Annotated in this window: 16 protein-coding genes; 5 read left to right on the plus strand and 11 right to left on the minus strand. The window is 71.7% G+C overall.

Going from position 1 to position 17,507, the window contains the following annotated elements:
- Positions 1 to 30: 30 nt before the first annotated feature.
- Positions 31 to 756 carry a hemolysin III family protein gene (locus CFI00_RS18770; protein WP_207082504.1) on the plus strand — a complete coding sequence of 242 codons (726 nt, stop codon included), beginning with the start codon at positions 31 to 33 and terminating at the stop codon, positions 754 to 756.
- A 96-nt stretch (positions 757 to 852) separates the two neighbouring features.
- The gene (locus CFI00_RS18775; protein WP_207082505.1) at positions 853 to 1,245 is read left to right on the plus strand and encodes a hypothetical protein; all 393 of its coding nucleotides are present in this window, start codon (positions 853 to 855) and stop codon (positions 1,243 to 1,245) included.
- Here CFI00_RS18775 and CFI00_RS18780 read toward each other — a convergent pair.
- The gene (locus CFI00_RS18780) at positions 1,232 to 2,176 is read right to left on the minus strand and encodes a DUF1353 domain-containing protein (protein ID WP_207082506.1); all 945 of its coding nucleotides are present in this window, start codon (positions 2,174 to 2,176) and stop codon (positions 1,232 to 1,234) included. The genes CFI00_RS18775 and CFI00_RS18780 overlap by 14 nt on opposite strands.
- Before the next feature lie 51 nt (positions 2,177 to 2,227).
- Here CFI00_RS18780 and CFI00_RS18785 point away from each other — a divergent pair, with 51 nt between their 5' ends.
- Positions 2,228 to 3,361 carry a glycosyltransferase gene (locus CFI00_RS18785; protein WP_207082507.1) on the plus strand — a complete coding sequence of 378 codons (1,134 nt, stop codon included), beginning with the start codon at positions 2,228 to 2,230 and terminating at the stop codon, positions 3,359 to 3,361.
- Position 3,362: 1 nt separating this feature from the next.
- On the opposite strand, the gene CFI00_RS18790 is transcribed toward CFI00_RS18785, so the two are convergent.
- From CFI00_RS18790 to CFI00_RS18820, 7 genes are read right to left on the minus strand one after another with little or no spacing between them, the layout of a single operon-like run.
- Positions 3,363 to 4,634, minus strand: coding sequence for an FAD-binding protein (locus tag CFI00_RS18790; RefSeq protein ID WP_207082508.1), 1,272 nt, complete (start codon positions 4,632 to 4,634; stop codon positions 3,363 to 3,365).
- The gene (locus tag CFI00_RS18795) at positions 4,631 to 5,314 is read right to left on the minus strand and encodes a polysaccharide deacetylase family protein (RefSeq protein WP_207082509.1); all 684 of its coding nucleotides are present in this window, start codon (positions 5,312 to 5,314) and stop codon (positions 4,631 to 4,633) included. The genes CFI00_RS18790 and CFI00_RS18795 overlap by 4 nt, the downstream gene beginning before the upstream one ends.
- Complete coding sequence (locus CFI00_RS18800; protein WP_242532500.1) at positions 5,311 to 7,653, minus strand: glycoside hydrolase family 3 N-terminal domain-containing protein; 2,343 nt, start codon at positions 7,651 to 7,653, stop codon at positions 5,311 to 5,313. Before CFI00_RS18800 ends, CFI00_RS18795 begins: the two co-directional genes overlap by 4 nt.
- Entirely contained in the window at positions 7,650 to 8,717 is a 1,068-nt protein-coding gene (locus CFI00_RS18805; RefSeq protein ID WP_207082510.1) for a LacI family DNA-binding transcriptional regulator, read from the minus strand. The genes CFI00_RS18800 and CFI00_RS18805 overlap by 4 nt, the downstream gene beginning before the upstream one ends.
- Before the next feature lie 14 nt (positions 8,718 to 8,731).
- Positions 8,732 to 9,571: a carbohydrate ABC transporter permease gene (locus CFI00_RS18810; RefSeq protein WP_207082511.1), complete on the minus strand. Its 840-nt coding sequence runs from the start codon at positions 9,569 to 9,571 to the stop codon at positions 8,732 to 8,734.
- Entirely contained in the window at positions 9,568 to 10,563 is a 996-nt protein-coding gene (locus CFI00_RS18815; RefSeq protein ID WP_242532501.1) for a sugar ABC transporter permease, read from the minus strand. Before CFI00_RS18815 ends, CFI00_RS18810 begins: the two co-directional genes overlap by 4 nt.
- Positions 10,564 to 10,603: 40 nt before the next feature.
- Positions 10,604 to 11,887: an extracellular solute-binding protein gene (locus CFI00_RS18820; RefSeq protein WP_207082512.1), complete on the minus strand. Its 1,284-nt coding sequence runs from the start codon at positions 11,885 to 11,887 to the stop codon at positions 10,604 to 10,606.
- Between the two features lie 211 nt (positions 11,888 to 12,098).
- Here CFI00_RS18820 and CFI00_RS18825 point away from each other — a divergent pair, with 211 nt between their 5' ends.
- Positions 12,099 to 13,088 (plus strand): YihY/virulence factor BrkB family protein, encoded by a 990-nt coding sequence (locus CFI00_RS18825; RefSeq protein WP_207082513.1) that lies wholly within the window; start codon positions 12,099 to 12,101, stop codon positions 13,086 to 13,088.
- Complete coding sequence (gene nagA / locus CFI00_RS18830) at positions 13,088 to 14,233, plus strand: N-acetylglucosamine-6-phosphate deacetylase (protein WP_207082514.1); 1,146 nt, start codon at positions 13,088 to 13,090, stop codon at positions 14,231 to 14,233. Before CFI00_RS18825 ends, nagA begins: the two co-directional genes overlap by 1 nt.
- On the opposite strand, the gene CFI00_RS18835 is transcribed toward nagA, so the two are convergent.
- Genes CFI00_RS18835 through CFI00_RS18845 form a run of 3 tightly spaced genes read right to left on the minus strand, consistent with a single transcriptional unit; the run spans position 14,208 to position 17,413 of the window.
- The gene (locus CFI00_RS18835; RefSeq protein ID WP_207082515.1) at positions 14,208 to 15,152 is read right to left on the minus strand and encodes a carbohydrate ABC transporter permease; all 945 of its coding nucleotides are present in this window, start codon (positions 15,150 to 15,152) and stop codon (positions 14,208 to 14,210) included. The two genes, nagA and CFI00_RS18835, sit on opposite strands and share 26 nt — an antisense overlap.
- Complete coding sequence (locus CFI00_RS18840; protein ID WP_207082516.1) at positions 15,149 to 16,084, minus strand: sugar ABC transporter permease; 936 nt, start codon at positions 16,082 to 16,084, stop codon at positions 15,149 to 15,151. Before CFI00_RS18840 ends, CFI00_RS18835 begins: the two co-directional genes overlap by 4 nt.
- A gap of 3 nt (positions 16,085 to 16,087) precedes the next feature.
- Entirely contained in the window at positions 16,088 to 17,413 is a 1,326-nt protein-coding gene (locus tag CFI00_RS18845) for an ABC transporter substrate-binding protein (protein WP_207082517.1), read from the minus strand.
- Between the last annotated feature and the right edge of the window lie 94 nt (positions 17,414 to 17,507).

The following is a 17,507-nucleotide window of genomic DNA, read 5'->3' on the forward strand; positions in this document are numbered from 1 at the left end:
CGGGTAATTTCGTCCCATGGAGACCACGACATGACGCCGCGCGACCGTGTCGAGCACGCCGTCGAGCGCGCCGGCGAGGTCATGGCCGACAAGATGGCCGAGGTCAAGCCCCACCTCCGCGGCTGGCTCCACGCCGGGACCGCACCGCTGGCCCTCGCGGCAGGGATCGTCCTCGTGGCCCTGTCGCCCACCCCGTCGACCCGCATCGGCTCGCTGGCCTTCGCCCTGTCGGCCCTGCTCGTCTTCACCGTGTCCGCGATCTACCACCGCGGCAACTGGTCCCCGCGCACGTGGGCGTTCCTGCGGCGCTTCGACCACGCCAACATCTTCGTGCTCATCGCCGGCACCTACACGCCGTACGCGCTGCTGTTCCTCGACGGAACCGCGCGCACGACGCTGCTGGTCGTGGTCTGGGTGGCCGCGATCGCGGGCGTGATCTTCCGCGTGTTCTGGACCGACGCACCGCGCTGGCTCTACACCCCGATGTACATCGCCCTCGGCTGGGCGGCGGTCTTCTTCATCCCCCAGTTCATGGAGGGCGCCGACCGCTTCAGCAGCGGCGTCGCCATCGCCACCCTGGTGCTGGTCGCCGCGGGCGGCATCCTCTACACGCTCGGTGGCGTGGTCTACGGCCTCAAGCGCCCGAACCCCTCACCGCGCTGGTTCGGCTTCCACGAGGTCTTCCACTCCTTCACCGTCCTGGCGTTCGCCGCGCACTACGTCGGCGTCTCGCTGGCGACGTACTCCCTGCGCTGAGCCGTCACACGGGTGAGGTCGCTCACGATCGGAAACGATCGGCGGGTCGCGGGCGTCGTACAGGGGTACGCCCTGTCGCCGACCTGAACCTGTGAGATGACCCAGCCCGAGATGACCGAGCCCGACGCCGCGGACGCCCGCAAGCCCTTCCTCGACCTGTCCCTGCCCCAGCTCGTGGCCGGCGCCGTGGCCGCTGCCACGGCCGCGATCCTGAGCAGCCAGATCGGCCTGCTCGGCACCGTCGTCGGCGCCGCCTTCGCCAGTGTGGTGTCGGCGATCGTCACCTCCGGCCTGGTCGGCGGGTGGCAGCGCGTGCGCACCGTCCCGGGCCGCTTCCCGCGCAACGTCAACGGCGTGCTGGTGACCGCGACCGCCCTCGGACTGGTGGCCTTCGCCCTCCACACCGGGGTCGACCTGCTGACCCAGGACCTCCCGCGCGACACCTTCGCCGCGCGCTGGCTCGCCGAGATCGGTGTCAGTCCGGGCTGACAACGGCGAGGGTGGCGAACACCGCGATCGCCCCGACCACGACCACCGCGGCCAGCGCCCACGCCAGGAGTGCGGAGCGGCGGGCGAGCCGCTCGAGCGCGAGGTAGGTCGCCCCGATGACGGCCACCCCGACCGTCACGTGGAGCAGGACCGCGAGCATGACCCCGGCGATGGCGCCGGCCATCCGCAGCCGCCCCCACAGCAGGCTCAGCGCGAGCGGCAGCACGATTGCCCCCGACAGCCCGCCGAGGAGCTCCTGCCACCACGGCCGGTCCCCCATCCACGGCACGTCCACGGCACCGGCCCACGACCGGTCGAACAGGTCGCTGGTGGCGCTCCAGCCGAGCCAGAGGATGGTCACGATCGTGACGGCGGCCGCCACCCGGTAGGACCAGTGACGCGCCCGCGACCACGGCACGGCACGGCCGACGAAGATCGTGGCGACCGTGACCGCGGTCCACACGATCCAGCGCCGGACCACCCCGGTGCCGGTGTCGGCCATCGCGTCGCGGAAGACCCGGTCGGCCTCGACCCGGTCGACCGTGCGCCCGTCGCTGGAGACGTACGACGTCGAGTCGTCGCGACCGGCCACCAGCGCGTCGTGCAGCAGCGCCGCCGGCAGGTGGGCTCCGGTCTTGGGCACCAGCCACGTGAAGATCACCGGCACGGAGGTCAGGTCGGTGCGGAACGACGCGTCGGCCGGCACCAGCAGCTCGCCGAGGTGGCGGTCGCGGTAGGCCAGCCGGCGCTCGAGCGAGAACGTCTCGACGCCCTCCTCGGCGTGGCGCTCGAGGACGATCCGCATCTCCTCGGCGGGGTCGGCCGGCTGCCCCGGAACGCCGTCCCGGGGCAGCGTGCCGCCGTCGTAGAACCGGCTGACCTGGGCCTGCACCTGGTCGGCCATCCGGCTGACGCGCTCCCGAGACTGCATGTCCCCAGTGTGGCGCGGCGCACCGACATCCGTCCGTAGGGTGGCGCCACCATGCGCATCCTCTGCACCTTCGTCGGTGGCCTCGGGCACCTCACCCCGCTCCTGCCCGTGGCCCACGCCGCGCGGGACGCCGGTCACGACGTGGCGATCGCCGGGTCCGGCGGCCTGGTGCCGCGGATCGAGGACGAGGGCTTCGCGGCGTACGCCACCAGCGAGACGTCCCACCACGGGGCGGCCGTGAGCCGCGACCCTGCACCGTTGGCAGTGATGGGGGCCGCGGCGAGCGAGGTGGAGTTCGCGCAGAACTTCGCCAGCCGGGGCGCACGACGCATGGCCGGGGCCGTCCCGCCGGTCATCGAGGACTTCGGACCGGACCTGGTGCTGCGTGACGAGACCGACCTCGGCACGACCGTCGCCGCCGAGCTGGCCGGCGTGCCGGTCGCGACCCATCTCGTGCTCGCCTCCGGCCTGTTGCTGCGTCCCGAGCTCGTGGCCCCGGAGCTGGACGCCGTACGCATGGAGCACGGGCTGGACGCCGACCCCGGCCTGCGCCGGCTGACCTCCGGCCTTGTCCTGTCCGACGCGCCTCCCGCCTTCCGCAGCCCCCACGCGCCGCTGCGCCTCGAACCCACCCACTACCGGTCGGGCGACGTGGTGCGGTCGCGCCGCACGAGCAGCAGGCCCCGCGTCTACGTCACGCTCGGCACCATCTTCAACAAGACGTCCGGAGACCTCTTCGAGCGCCTCCTCGACGGGCTGGCCGAGCTCGACGCCGACGCGATCGTCACGATCGGCCGCGGACTCGACCCCGCTGACCTCGGCGCGCAGCCCCCGCACGTCCGCGTGGTGCCCTTCGTCCCCCAGTCCCAGGTGCTGCCCGAGGTCGACCTGGTGGTCTCCCACGGCGGTTCGGGCAGTCTTCTCTCCGCACTCGCCCACGGCCTCCCGTCGGTCCTGCTGCCGCTCGGCGCCGACCAGCCGCACAACGCCGTCCGCGCGGGCGAGCTCGGTCTCGCGACGTCGCTGGACGCGGCCGGCGCCACCCCGGAGGCCATCGCCGAGCAGGTGGACACGGCGCTGCGGGACGACGCGATGCGCGCCCGCTGCGCCGCGGTGGCCGACGAGGTACGCGCTCTGCCGGACCTCACCTCGGCCGTGGCGGCGCTGGAGGACGCCGCCGGCTGACTCAGCGCGGCAGCAGGTCGTTGCGGAACACGCCGCCCGGGTCGAGACGCCGGCGAAGGGCCTCGAAGGCGGCCAGGTCGTACGCCCCGGCCGGTGCGCGCAGCTCGGGGGTGGCCGTGATCTTGCCCCAGTGCGCGCGCGGCTCCCAGGGCGCCAGTGCGTCCTCCACGGCGCGCAGCGCCGGCATCACCAGCTCGGGCTCGGGCCGCCAGGTGAAGTGCGCCATGACCGAGTCACGACCACGCAGCGGGCTGAGCCACAGCTCGTCCGAGGCGGCGGACCGGATCTCGTGGACGAGCAGCGCGGGGGCGACGACGTCGCGGATGCTCGCGAGCGCGGGCAGCAGGTGCGGGGCGGCCTCCCGGGGCAGGAAGAGCTCGCTCTGGAGCTCCTCCCCCACGCTGGGCAGGTGCGAGGCGCGGAAGTGCGGCAGGCGTTCGTGCCACGGCCCCGGCCTCCCTTGCTGGGGGGAGGCGGCGGACGGGTCCACCCCCGGGACCGGGTGCAGCTCGCGGGTGGCCGGGGCGCGCGAGGCCAGGCACGGCGCCAGCGTGCCCGGGCGGTCGAGCCTCTCCTTGACCCACACCGAAGAGACCGTGGCCGGGTCGGACAGGTCGGTGAAGACGCTCACGCTGGTGCCGCTGCCCAGCACGGCGAGCAGCTGCTCGGCCACCTCGGTCGCCGGCAGCCCCTCCCACACCCGCTGGCGGACCTCGTAGGTCGGCTCGGTGCGCAGCCACAGGCGGGTCACCACGCCCAGCGCGCCGAGCGCGACCACCGCACCGCGGAAGTCGGCGTGCGCGGGGTCGAGGCGCACCAGCTCGCCCGAGGCGGTCACGAGCTCGACCGCGACCACGGCCGTCGCCAGGGATCCGAGGTCGTCGCCGGACCCGTGGGTGCCGGTCGCGCAGGCGCCCGCCACGCTGATGTGCGGCAGCGAGCCGAGGTTGTGCAGCGCACGGCCGCGGGCGTGCAGCACGGGAGCGACCTCCGCGTACGTCATCGCGCCGGGCACGACCGCGACCTCGCCGTCGGCGCCCTCGAGCTCGACGAACAGGTCGAGGTCGCGGGTGCTGACGTGCACCCCGTCGGTGTCGGCCACGCTCGAGAAGGAGTGCCGGGAGCCGAGTGCCCGCACCCGGTCGCCGGCGGCGGCCGCGGCCGCGACCACGTCCTGCAGCTCGGCGACGCTCCCGGGGCGGACGAGCTCCCGGGCGGAGTACGTCAGGTTCCCGGCCCAGTTGGCCCGGCGGCGGTGGTCGGGCGTGCTCACAGGTGCTCCTCGAGGTGGGGCTGGCAGGTGCCACCGACCGGCAGCGTGAAGGTGAAGCCTGCCTCGATCTTCTCAGGGAGGACTGCGGCCACGGCGTCGACCGTCGCGGCACGGTCGCCCCCGCCGTCGTGAGCGAGGACGATCGACCCCGGGGTGATGGCGTCGCGCAGGTGACGCGAGAGCGTCGCGACGCTGCGGTCGGCGTGGTCGTCCCAGTCGTGGATCACGTTGCCGAGTCCGAGCGGCTGCATGCCGAGCGCCGCGGCCACCTCACCGGTGCAGCCGAAGCTCGCGTTGGGAGCACGGAAGTACGGGACCGGGGCGCGTGGGTCGCCGAGCGCCGAGCGGATGATCCGCAGGTTCGCGAGCAGCACCGCCTCCACCTCGGACACCGACGCGCGGCCGAGGTCTGCGAAGTCGACCGAGTGGTTGCCCAGGACATGTCCCTCCGCGACGATGCGCCGCACCAGCGCCGCGCCGCCAGGTGCGAGCACGTTGCGCCCGACCACGCAGAAGGTGGCGCGCACGCCCAGCGCGGCGAGCAGGTCGAGCAGCCGCCCCGTGTGGGCGGAAGGACCGTCGTCGAAGGTGAGGGCCGCGACCCGTCCGGTGCCACGGGCCCGCTCGACCGGTCTCGCGGTCGGGTCCACGGCACCGCCGGGCCAGGGACCGTGGGTCACGCCACCATCTCGACCACGATCCCGGGCTCCAGCACCCGGTCAGGACCCGCGCACCTCTCCGAGCCGACGAGCTCGAGCTCCAGCACCGCCTCGTGGTCGGCGCTCGACCGGCCGACCCTGAGCTCGACGGCGCCGGGCTCGACGATCCGCGCGTGGTCACGACCGGTGAACGAGGTGAGGTCGGCGTGCAGCCGGAGGTCCACCCGGCTCCGCGCACCGGCAGCCAGGTCCACCCGCACTGCCGCGACCAGGCGCTGCACCGGGCGCACGACCGACGCGGCGCGGTCGTGGAGGTAGACCTGCACGACCTCCGAGACCTCCCGGTCGGTCCCGTTGGACAGCTCGACCCGCAGGTGCGTCTCACCGTCGGTGGCCCAGCTCCGCCCGGAGACCAGCTCGATGCCGTCCCAAGTGGCTTCGGCGTACCCCCGCCCGTGCCCGAAGGGGAACAGGGACGTCGGGTCGAGCGTGGACACCTCCGTGCGGTGCGCCAGGGCCGAGCCGAGGTACGTCGACGGCTGCGCGGAGCCGGCCGAGGGGAAGCTGACGGGCAGGCGACCCGAGGGGTTGGTCGTCCCGGCGAGCACCTCGCCGACGGCGGTGGCACCCTCCTCGCCGAGGAAGAACCCGCACACGACGGCGGCGAGCCGGTCGGCATACCTGCTGAGGTCGTACGGACGGCCCACCAGCAGCACAGCGACGACCGGCGTGCCCGTCGCGAGCAGCCGCTCGAGCAGCTCCTCCTGCCGACCGGGCAGGCGAAGGTCGGCTGCGTCGCACCCCTCGCCGGAGGTGCCGTTGCCGAAGAGCCCTGCGCGGTCACCCAGCACCGCGACGCACACGTCGGCGCCGGCGGCAGCCGCCACGGCCGCCTCGAGCGCGGCCTCCGGATCGGTCGCCTCGTCACCCGGGCGCCCGGGGACGCCGACCGCACAGCCGCGCTCGTGCACCACGTCGTACGACGCTGCGAGCACCTCGCGCACCGTGGGGATCGCCAGCCCCGGCTCGGTGCCGGCGTGGTGCGGCAGGACGTGCATCGGGAACGAGTAGCAGCCGAGCATCGCCTCGCCGGTGTCGGCGTTGGGGCCGACCAGCGCGACCCTGCTGCCCGCGGGCAGCGGGAGGGCGCCGTCGTTGGCCAGGAGCACGACCGAGCGGCGAGCCATGTCGAGCGCCAGCGCCCGGGCCTCCGGCGGGTCCAGGTCGACGGGCCCCACAGCGACGGGGGCCCAGTCCGGGTCGAGCAGGCCGAGCTCGCACTTCTGGCGCAGCACGCGCCGCAGCGCACGGTCGACGACCTTCTCGTCGACGCGTCCGTCGGCCATCGCCTCCAGCAGCGGCGCGCCGTAGGCGTCGACCGTCGGCAGCTCGACGTCGATCCCGGCCTCGAGGGCGAGCCCCGCTGCCTGTCCGAGGTCGGCGGCCATCGCGTGGAGCGAGTGCAGGAACGCCACGGAGAAGTAGTCGGCCGCGACGGTGCCCTCGAAGCCGAGGGTGTCGCGCAGCAAGGTGGTGAGCAGGTGCGAGTCGGCCGCCGAGGGCACGCCGTCGATGTCGGTGTAGGCGTTCATCACCGAGCGGGCACCGGCTCGCAGGGCCATCTCGAACGGCGGGAGCATCACGTCGTGGAGCTCCCGCATGCCCATGCTGACCGGGGCCAGGTTGCGGCCGCCGCGGGACGCGGAGTAGCCCAGGAAGTGCTTCAGCGTGGCCACGACGCCGGCGGACTGCAGGCCACGCACGTAGGCCGAGGCCATCACCCCGGCCAGGAAGGGGTCCTCGCCCATCGTCTCCTCGACCCGGCCCCACCGGAGGTCGCGGGCCACGTCGAGCACCGGGGCCAGTCCCTGGTGGATTCCGAGCCGGGCCATCAGCGTGCCGATCTGCTCTCCCATGCGCTCGACGAGAGCCGGGTCGAACGCCGCCGCCCAGCTGACCGGCGTGGGGTAGATCGTCGCGCCCCAGGCGTTCAGCCCCGTCAGGCACTCCTCGTGGACCTGCGCCGGGATGCCGAACCGATTGGCGCGGCGGACCTGGTCCTGCCGCTCGGCGAGGATGGCGAGCCCGTGCTCGACCTCGACCGGCGACGTGCCGAAGGGGCGGGTCAGCTGTCCGAGCCCGTCCGCGACGAGGTCCTCCCAGGCGAGCTCGGGTGCCGACTCGTGGAGCATCGGGGCCATCTCGCCCGCGTCGGCAGCGAGCAACCAGACCCCCGACAGCTGCGCGACCTTCTCGACACGCGTCATCCGTCCCAGCAGGTCGTCGACCCGGTCGTCGACGGCCACTGTCGTGTCACGCCAGGGCTCGGGACGCTCGGACGATGAGGACGGGACGGTCACGACGGGATACCTCCGGGGGCTCGGGTGGAACGACGCAGCACCAGGTCGGTGCCGAGCGTGCGATGCAGGTCCGTGGGCTCGACGCCCGCGATCAGCTCGATGAGCAGCGCGACGGCGGTGCGACCCATCTCGCGGATGGGCTGCTCGACCGTCGTGAGCGGGGGCTCCGACAGGGCGGACTCCGGGATGTTGTCGAACCCCACCAGGGAGAGGTCGGTCGGCACGTCGATGTCGAGCTCACGGGCCACCTCGAGCACGGCGAGGGCCATCTGGTCGCTCGCAGCGAAGATGGCCGTCGGCCGGTCCGGCCGGCGCAGCAGCTCGTACGCCGCCTCGCGGGCCACGTCGGCCTCGAACGCGCCGTGCACGACGAGCGACTCGTCGACGGGGACGCCGGCCTCGGCAAGGGCGTCACGGAAGCCCTGCTCGCGCAGCTGGGCCGAGATCAGGTCGACGCGGCCGGTCACCATCGCGATGTGGGTGTGCCCGAGGTCGAGCAGGTGCCGGACCCCGGCGTGAGCGCCCTGCAGGTTGTGGGCCGTGACGGTGGGGATCGTGGTGCTTCCCGTGTGGGGATCGATGGCGACGACCGGCCCGTCGCTGTCGACGTCGGTGACGGTCGGCGTCACCAGGACGGCACCGTCGACCAGGGTGCCCATCAGACGGGAGAGGTAGCGCCGCTCCCAGCCGACGTGCTCGTCGACACGGCCACCGGCCGAGTAGGCGACCAGCTCGAAGCCTGATCCGCGGATCGCGTCGGCGGCGCCCTTGAGGACCTCGGTGCTGAACGGCTCGAAGTCCGCCACCAGCACGCCGACCACGTTGGTGCGCTGGTTGCGCAGGCTGCGGGCCACCAGGCTCGTCTCGTAGCCGAGCCTCTCGATCACGCCGCTGACGTGCGCGGCGGTGGCCACCGAGATGCCGTACCGACCGTTGATCACCTTGGACACCGTCGAGACGGACACGCCCGCCTCGACGGCGACCTGCTGCATCGTCACGCGCCGGTTCGACCGCGGTCCCGTCAGGGCCGCCAGGTCGTCGACCCCGTCGCGATGACCAGTCATCTCCACCATCCTCATCAGCCCTTCACCGCGCCTTGCAGACCATTCACGATCCGTCCCTGCAGGGCTAGGAAGAGTATGAGCGCCGGCAGCGTCGCCACCGTGGTGAAGGCCAGCACGCCGGCTGTGTCGGCCGAGTACTGGGTCGAGTAGTCGGCGACGCCGAGCGGCAGGGTGCGCATCTCCCCCTGGAGGAGCAGCAGGGGCAGCAGGTAGGAGTTCCACGACCCGACGAACGCCAGCACCCCCACGGTGATCAGCGCGGGCCGGCTGAGCGGGAGCGCGATCCGCCAGAAGACGCCGATGCGCGACGAGCCGTCGATGAGAGCCGCCTCCTCGAGCTCCCGCGGCAGCGCCATCAGGAACGGTCGCAGGATGACCACCGTCACCGGGAGCGCGAAGGCTGCCTGGGGCAGCGCCACTCCCCACCAGGTGTTGGACAGCTGGAGGTCGCGACTCACGAAGATGGACAGGGGGATGATCGCGGTTGCCAGCGGGAAGAGGAGCCCGAGCACGAAGACCATGAAGACGGGCTCGCGGAACCGGAAGTCGTACCGGGCCAGCGGGTACGCCGCCATCACTCCGGCGCCGACCGCGACGAGGGTGGTCAGCGCCGCCACCGCCATCGAGTTCGTCGCGTAGCGCCAGAACTCGCCGCTGGTGAGGACGGAGCTGTAGTTGTCGAGCCGCCACGGGTCCGGCAGGCCGGCCGGGTTGCTCGCCAGCTGCTCGTTGGACCGGAAGCCGTTGAGCGCGCCGTAGAGCACCGGGCCGACGCTCAGCGCGACGACGGCGAGCGCGATCACGTAGACGGCGGGGTTGCCTCCTCCACGAGCCCGGTCGGACACGGTGCTCACCTCTCGATCCGGGTGTCGCGCCGGAGCACGAGTCGCTGGTAGAGCGCGGCCATCACCACGCCGATGACGAAGAGCACGACGGAGGCGGCTCCGGCGATGCCGTAGTTGCCGCGCTGGGTGCCCTGGGTGATCAGGTAGGTCGCCATGGTCGTCGTCGCGTTGGCAGGACCACCACCGGTGAGCACCCAGACCATGTCGAAGAGCTGGAGCGAGCCGATCATCGACAGGAAGCACCACGTACGGATCGTCGGACCGAGCAACGGCACCACCACCCGCCACTGGGTCTGCCACCACGAGGCACCGTCGAGCTGGGCTGCCTCGTAGACCTCCTCCGGGACCGACTGCAACCCGGCGAGGAACAGCAGGATCGCCAGCCCGAGGTACTTCCACGTGAGGACGGCCATCACCGTCCCCAGGGCCAGGCCGGGGGTGCCCAGGAAGCCCTGGTCGGGTGCGGCGACCCCGACACCGCCCAGGAGGCCGTCGACCACACCCGTCTCGGGGATCAGCAGCTGGAACCAGATGACGCCCGCGATCACCTCGGCCAGCACGTACGGGACGAAGATGAGCGTGCGAACCACCCCGCGGCCACGCATCCTTCGGTTGAGCAGGAGCGCGGCCCCGAGCCCCAGGGGCAGCTGGATGAGGATGCTGAGCACGACGATGGTCAGGTTGTGCGTCACCGCCTGGGTGAACACGTCGTCGGTGAGGACCCGCCGGTAGTTGTCCAGCCCGACGAAGTCATCCATCGGACCGAAACCGCGCCACCGGTAGAGCGACATCCGCACCGCCGACAGCACCGGCCACCCGACGAACAACGCCATCAGCACCAGGGCGGGCAGGACGAAGACCAGGATCTCCAGGCGCTCGCGCCCGGTGGTGCGGCGCACCGCCCGGGGGCGACGACGCGAGGACAGCTCGTCGGGTCGTACCCCCGGGGCGGGGTCGCCGACGCCCTGGTCGGGGGCGACGATCGGTGGAGTCAGGCTCACGGCTTCTCTCGCGTGGTCAGGAGCGGGCGGTCGGCCCTGCTCAGCCCTGCTGGTCAGCGGCCTGCTGCATCGCGTCGACGATGTCCTGCGGCGTCGACTCGCCCGCGAACATGAGGGCGATCTCGTCGTTCATCGCACCTCCGATCGACTCACCGAACGCGGTGTCGAAGTAGAGCTGGACGTAGGGCGCGCTGTCGCGGACCTCGATCAGGTCGGCGAGGACGGGGTCGCTCACCGCGTCGGTCGCCGCAGGCACCGTCGGCAATCCCATGTCGTTCTCCGCGAAACCGCGCTGCACGTCCTCACTGAGGAGGTACTTGACCAGGTCGACAGCCGTGTCGGGTGCGCCTTCGGACACCGCCCAGGCGTCGCCGCCACCGAGGGCAGCCGTCGGGTCGCCGGCTCCACCCTCGACCTCGGGGAACGGGAACCAGCCGGTCCGGTCACCCAGGCCCTCACCGTCGTCGGTCAGGCCCTGCATGACACCCGGCTCCCAGTGGCCCTGCATCTCGCTGGCCACCTTGCCCGTCGCCAGCAGGCCGGAGGCGGAGGTCGCCCCCTCCTGCGCCGGGGTGGCGAGGAAGCCCTTGTTGAAGGGCTCGGTCCCGATGAAGTCCTCGACCACCTCGCCTGCCTCGACGAAGCACGGGTCGGAGAAGTCGAGGTCCGACACCGCCTGGGTCAGCACGTCCTGGCTGCAGGTGCGCACGGCCGCGTAGTACCAGTAGTGGGCGGCGGGCCACTTGTCACCGGCGCCGAGGGAGAGCGGCGCGATGCCGGCGGACTTGAGGTCGTCGTTGACCTGCTCCCATTCCGTCATCGTGGTGGGCGGCGTGACGCCAGCCTCCTCGAACTCCGCGGTGTTGTACCAGACGCCGACCACGCCGAGGGAGAACGGCAGGGCGTAGGTGCGGTCGTCGACCTGCCACCCGGCGACGGAGCCGCCGATGGCCTCGATCTCTTCGGCGGCGTCCTCGGTGAGGTCGCGGGTCAGCCCGGCATCGACGTGCGCGGCGAGCTCGCCGCCACCACGTTCCATGTAGAGGTCTGGAAGGTCCCCGCTCTGGAAGGCCGCCGCGAGCTTGTCCACCATGTCCTCGTGCGCCATGGCGGTCACCTCGACCGTGACGCCTGGGTTGTCGGCCTCGAAGTCGGCCGCGACCTGCTCGTAGTAGCCCTTGCCGGGCTCGTTGTTGGAGTTGTGCCACCACGTGACGGTGTTCCCGTCGCCGCCACCGGCGGTGTCGTCACTGCCGCACGCTGCTGTCAGCGTCGTCCCGGCGCACAGCAAGGCCAGCGCCGCGACCCGTGTCTGCTTCCGCATGTCGATCGATCCTCTCCGCCCACCGTCCCTATGACGTAGGTCACACGCAGGCAGCGTGCATCACTCGCCGCGGCCTTGTCAATCGATGTCGATAACGATTTCCGTCCGTGCAAATCGCTGCCGCAGTTCCCGAGGCGACCCGCCACTACGTCCGACCCCGCACCTGCACCCGACGCGCAGCAGGAGCCGGCGGAACCCCTAGTCTGCCGCCATGACCACCGCGCGCACCGTGCCCGTCACCACCGAGATGGACGGTGACGAGCTCGACGCCGAGGACGCCTGGCACCTGGCCCGCCACCACGGCCTGCGCAAGATCGCGGTCGAGTCCTTCGTCCGGTTCCGCTACGGCGACGGCTTCACCAACTCCCGCGCGCTCGCGCTCCAGGCGTGCCTGGCGGTCGTGCCGTTCATGCTCGCGCTGACCGGTCTCGCCTCCGACATCGACGAGGAGCGCCCGGCTGCCGTCGTGGCTCACGTGGTCGACGCCCTCTCCCCCGGCTCCGGCGACGGCGACGCGCTGGCCACCGCGGTGGACGACTCCGACACCTCCGAGACCGCGGGCGAGGTGGCGCTGGTCCTCGGCCTCGGCTTCGCCCTGCTCTCGATGACGACCGCCTTCGCCCAGGTCGAGCGTGGTGCCAACCGCATCTACGGCATCCGGCGTGACCGCAAGGCGCTGCACAAGTACGGCCGCGCCGCCGTGCTGACGGCCGTGCTCGCGGTGCCGGTCGGCATCGGGTTCGTGATGATCGTCGGGGGCAACGCGCTGGGCGACGCGATGGCCGAGAACTACGGCTGGTCCGAGCGCTCCGTCCTGTGGTGGAACATCCTCCGCTGGCCGCTCGGCCTCGGCCTGCTGGTGTTCGCCATCGCGGTGCTGCTCGACCACGCCCCGCGACGCCGGCAACCCGCCCTCTCCTGGCTGGCCCTCGGCTCGGGCATCGCGGTGGCACTCACCGCCGTCGCGACCGCCGGGCTGGCGGCGTACGTCTCGCTGAGCGGGTCGTTCGGCAGCGTCTACGGCCCGCTGGCCGGCATCTTCGCCCTGCTGCTGTGGGCGCTGCTGTCGTCGGTCGCGTTCTTCTACGGCACTGCGGTCTGCGCGCAGCTCGAGGCGCTGCGAGCCGGCGAGACCACCCCGGCCCTCGACGACCCCGGCCGACCGCACGCGCGGACCGTCGGCGACGGCGCCGTCGACTGATGCTCCTCGCGGCGGCAGCGGTGATGACCCCCGCGCGGGTCCTCGCGCCGGGCTGGCTGCAGGTCGACGGCGAGCGCATCGTCGAGGTCGGGGAGGGTGCACCGCCGAGCCCTCCGGACCTCGACCTCGGTGCGGCCACGGTCGTGCCCGGCTTCGTCGACCTCCACGTCCACGGCGGCGGTGGCGCGTCGTTCGACGCCGGCACCGCCGAGGCCGCGGAGACCGTCGTGGCGACCCACCTCGCCCGGGGGACGACGACCATGGCGGCCAGCCTGGTGACAGACTCTCCGGACCGGACGGGCGGGGCGGCGCGGGAGCTCGCCCTGCTCGTCCGGGACGGCCGGCTCGCCGGGCTGCACCTCGAGGGGCCGTGGCTGAGTCCCCGCGGGGCGGGCGCCCACCGCCGCGACCTGCTCACCGCGCCGGACGCGGCGAGCGTCGACGCGCTGCTCACCGCGGGCGAGGGGACCGTCCGGATGGTCACGATCGCCCCCGAGCTGGCCGGGGGTCTCGACGCCGTACGCCGCCTCGTCGACGCCGGCGTGGTCGTCGCCATCGGCCACACCGATGCGTCGTACGACGTCGTGCGGGCCGCGATCGACGCAGGCGCGCGCGTCGGCACCCACCTCTTCAACGCCATGCCCGCCCTGCACCACCGCGACCCCGGGCCGGTCGGCGCGCTGCTCGAGGCGCCGGTCGACGTCGAGCTGGTCGCCGACGGCGTGCACCTGCACCCGTCGGTGCTGCGCGCGGTCTTCGCCGCGAAGCCGGGACGGTGCCTCCTCGTCTCCGACGCGATGGCGGCGGCCGGCCTGGGCGACGGCGATCACCGCCTCGGCACCGCGCCTGTGGAGGTCCGCGACGGCGTGGCCCGGCTCGCCGACGGTCCCGGGGCCGGGGTGCTCGCCGGCTCGACGCTCACCCTGGACGCGGCAGTCCGCCACGCCGTGCGCACCGTCGGCCTGCCCCTGCTCGAGGTGGTGCACGCCGCCAGCACGGCGCCCGCCCGCGCGTGGGGCCTGGACGACGTCGGTGCGCTGGACGCCGGCCGCCGCGCCGACCTCGTGGTCCTCGACGAGGACCTCGAGGTCGGGCGCGTGATGCGGGCCGGGGTCTGGCTCAGCCCTTGGTCGACCCGAGCGTGAGCCCCGAGACGAACTGCTTCTGCAGGGCGAAGAACACCACCAGCACCGGCAGCGCGACGATGATCGAGCCGGCCGCGACGAGGTTGGTGTCGGTGAAGAACTGCCCGCGCAGGTTGTTGAGCGCCGAGGTCACCGGCAGCTTGTTGCCCTGCTGGATGAGCACCGTCGCCCAGAAGAACTCGTTGTAGACCCACGTCACCTGCAAGGTGGCCAGGGCCGCCAGCGCGGGGCGTACGAGTGGCATCGTGAGCTGCCAGTACTGACGCCACACGCTGGCGCCGTCGAGCTCGGCGGACTCGTAGATCTCGTGCGGCAGCGTCTTCATGTAGTTGCTGAGCACGAAGGTGCAGAACCCCATCTGGAACGCGGTGTTGACCAGGATCAGCGCCCAGAAGCTGTTGAGCATCGAGCCGGAGTCGCTCATGAACAGCGGGAGCGGGATCTCGCGGAACATCCGGAACACCGGGATCAGCAGCGCCTGCGGAGGGAGCAGGTTGGCAGCGAGGAAGACCCCGAGCAGCGTCAGGTTGAAGCGGTAGCTGAACCGGGCGAGCACGAAGGCGACCATCGACGACAGCCACAGCGTCAGGAGCACGGCCGGGATCGTGATGAGCAGCGAGTTGCGCATGTGGAGCCCGAAGTTGCCGCGCGACCACGCCTCCTCGTAGTTGGACGTGGTCCACCCGCCGAAGGAGAGGTAGCCGTTGACCTGGGTGTACTCGTACTCGCGGAACGAGTTGATCAGCGCCCACAGCAACGGGAACAGCCAGGCCAGGGCCAGGAGCGCGATGATCACGGTGACCACGACGCCGCGGGGCTTGCTCATCACGCCGCCCTCGACGCGCCTGGGCGGGGTGGAGCGCGCGGCGTCCGTCGACGGGGTCGGGCCCGTCGTGGGCGGGACTGCCTGGGTGGTCATCCTCGACGCTCCTCACGGAAGACGTTGCGCAGGTAGATGGTGATGAAGATCGACGAGATCAGCATCATGATCACCGCGAGCGCCGACCCGAAGCCGTACCTCGTCGCCTCGCCGATGACGTTCTGCGCCACCAGGGCACCGATCAGCTCGAGGCCGTTGCGCCCCTTGTTGACCACCCACACCAGGTCGAAGGCACGCAGCGACTCGATGACGACGATGACGATCACGACCATGTTGATCGGCCGCATCACCGGGAAGATCACGTGGAAGAACGTCTTCACCTCGCTCGCGCCGTCGACCGCCGCGGCCTCGCGGAGGCTGGCGTCGACACCCTTCAGGCCGGCCAGGTAGATCAGCATGATGTAGCCGGTGTGGCGCCAGGCCGTGGCGACCAGCACCGCCCACAGGTTGACGTCGGGGTCGCCGTACCAGTCGACCTGCGAGCCGAAGACGTCGTTGATCAGGCCCTGGTCACGGGAGTAGAAGAGCTGCCAGATGAAGCCGATGAGGGCCAGTGACAGCACGACCGGCATGTAGAACGCGGTCTGGTAGATCCGGCTGCCGCGCACCTCACGGTCGAGCAGGACCGCGAGGAACATCCCGAACAGGGTCGGCAGGAAGAACAGGAACGCCAACCAGATGAGGTTGTGCCGGATCGCGGGCCAGAAGGCCGGGTAGATGGTGACGATGTCCTCGTAGTTCTGGAGGCCGACCCACTCGATGGTGTCGAGGTCGCCGAAGCCGTTCCACTTGCCGAAGGACAGCACCACCGAGAGCAGCGCCGGGACCCAGACCAGTGCGAGCACCAGGAACAGCGGGATCGCCACCATCGTGATGACGGTGAACCGGTCCCGCCCCGGGAGCTTCTTCTCCCGGCCCTGGGGCGGTGCGCTCGTCTGCTCCCGGGGCGGCGCCTCGTCGATGTGTGCCATGGCTCAGCCGAAGATCGAGGCGGCCTGCTCCTGGATGCTGGCCGTGATCCCGTCGATGTCGTCGGGGTTCTTCAGGAAGTCCTGGATCGAGGGGATCATCACCGTGTTGGCGAAGTCGGCGTTGGTGTCGCGGTCCATGAACTGCGCGATGTTGGCCGCCGCGCCCACGACCTCGGCCGACTTCTTCTGCAGGTCGCTGTAGGTCGAGGTGCTGGCATTTTCGTTGGCGGCGATGAAGGGGGCGTCCGCGGCGTTGTTGCCGGCGTCGGCCGCAGCCGCGCTGCCGAGCCACTTCGCCATCGCCTTGCCGGCCTCCACGTTCTGGCCGGCCGACGACACGCAGAAGCCGTCGATCGGGGCGTCGAGGGCGTCGGAGCCGATGGAGGAGTCGAGCTCGGGGAAGGTGAAGAAGTCGAGGTCCTCACCGTTCTCGCCGAGGGCGTCGACGACGAAGGTGCCGAGGAGGTACATGCCGCACTCGCCCTTGCCCATCGCGGTCGCGGCCTCCTGCCAGGTGCGGCCCAGCGGGTCCTCCTGGTGGTAGGGCAGCAGCTGGCGCCAGGTGTCGAAGACCAGCTTGACCTCGTCGCCGTCCCACTGCTCGTCGCCGGCCATCAGGCTCATGTGGAAGTCGAAGCCGTTGAGGCGCATGTTGAGGATGTCGAAGGTGCCCATCGCGGGCCAGCCGTCCTTGTCGCCGAAGGCGAACGGGGTGACGCCCTTGCCCTGCATGTCGTCCATGAGGGCCATGAAGTCGTCGTTGGTCTCCGGCGGCGCCCAGCCGTTCTTCTCGAAGACGGACTTCCGGTAGAACACCGCCCACGGGTAGTAGCTGATCGGCACGAAGTACTGCTTGCCGTCCGAGGCGGTGGCGGCCTGCTTGAAGGAGTCGCCGAGGCCGTCGATGGGCCACTGGTCGCTCAGGTCGGTGATCAGCCCGTTCTCGGCGAACTGTGACATCCGGAAGCCGGCGAACCAGGTGAAGACGTCGTCAGGGGTGCCCTGGAGGTAGGTGTTGATGCTCTCCTGGAACGTGTTGTGGTCGACGGCGTTGAGCGCGACCTCGGTGCCGCTCTCCTTCGCGTAGGCGTCGGCGATCGCCTTGAGGCGGTCGTAGGCGGCGCCCACACCCTCGGCCTCGTTGATGCCGAACTTCACCGTGGCCCCGGAGCCGGTGGCGGGTCCGGACTCGCCACCGCAGGCGGCGAGCAGGTTGGCCCCGCCGACCGCCAGGCCGCTCAGCGCCATGCCCCGCAGGACGGAGCGGCGTGATGCGGCCATGGTGGTGAGCGCCGAGCGGGGGATGGCGCTGGAACGGGAAAGCGACACGAGTGCCTCCTGAGACAAAACCAAACAGGGATGGACAGCATGTGACGACCAGCACACCCCCGTCAAGGGTCACACGGGAGAGAATTCGCACCAG

The organism is Nocardioides sp. S5 (assembly GCF_017310035.1).
GTDB lineage: Bacteria > Actinomycetota > Actinomycetes > Propionibacteriales > Nocardioidaceae > Nocardioides.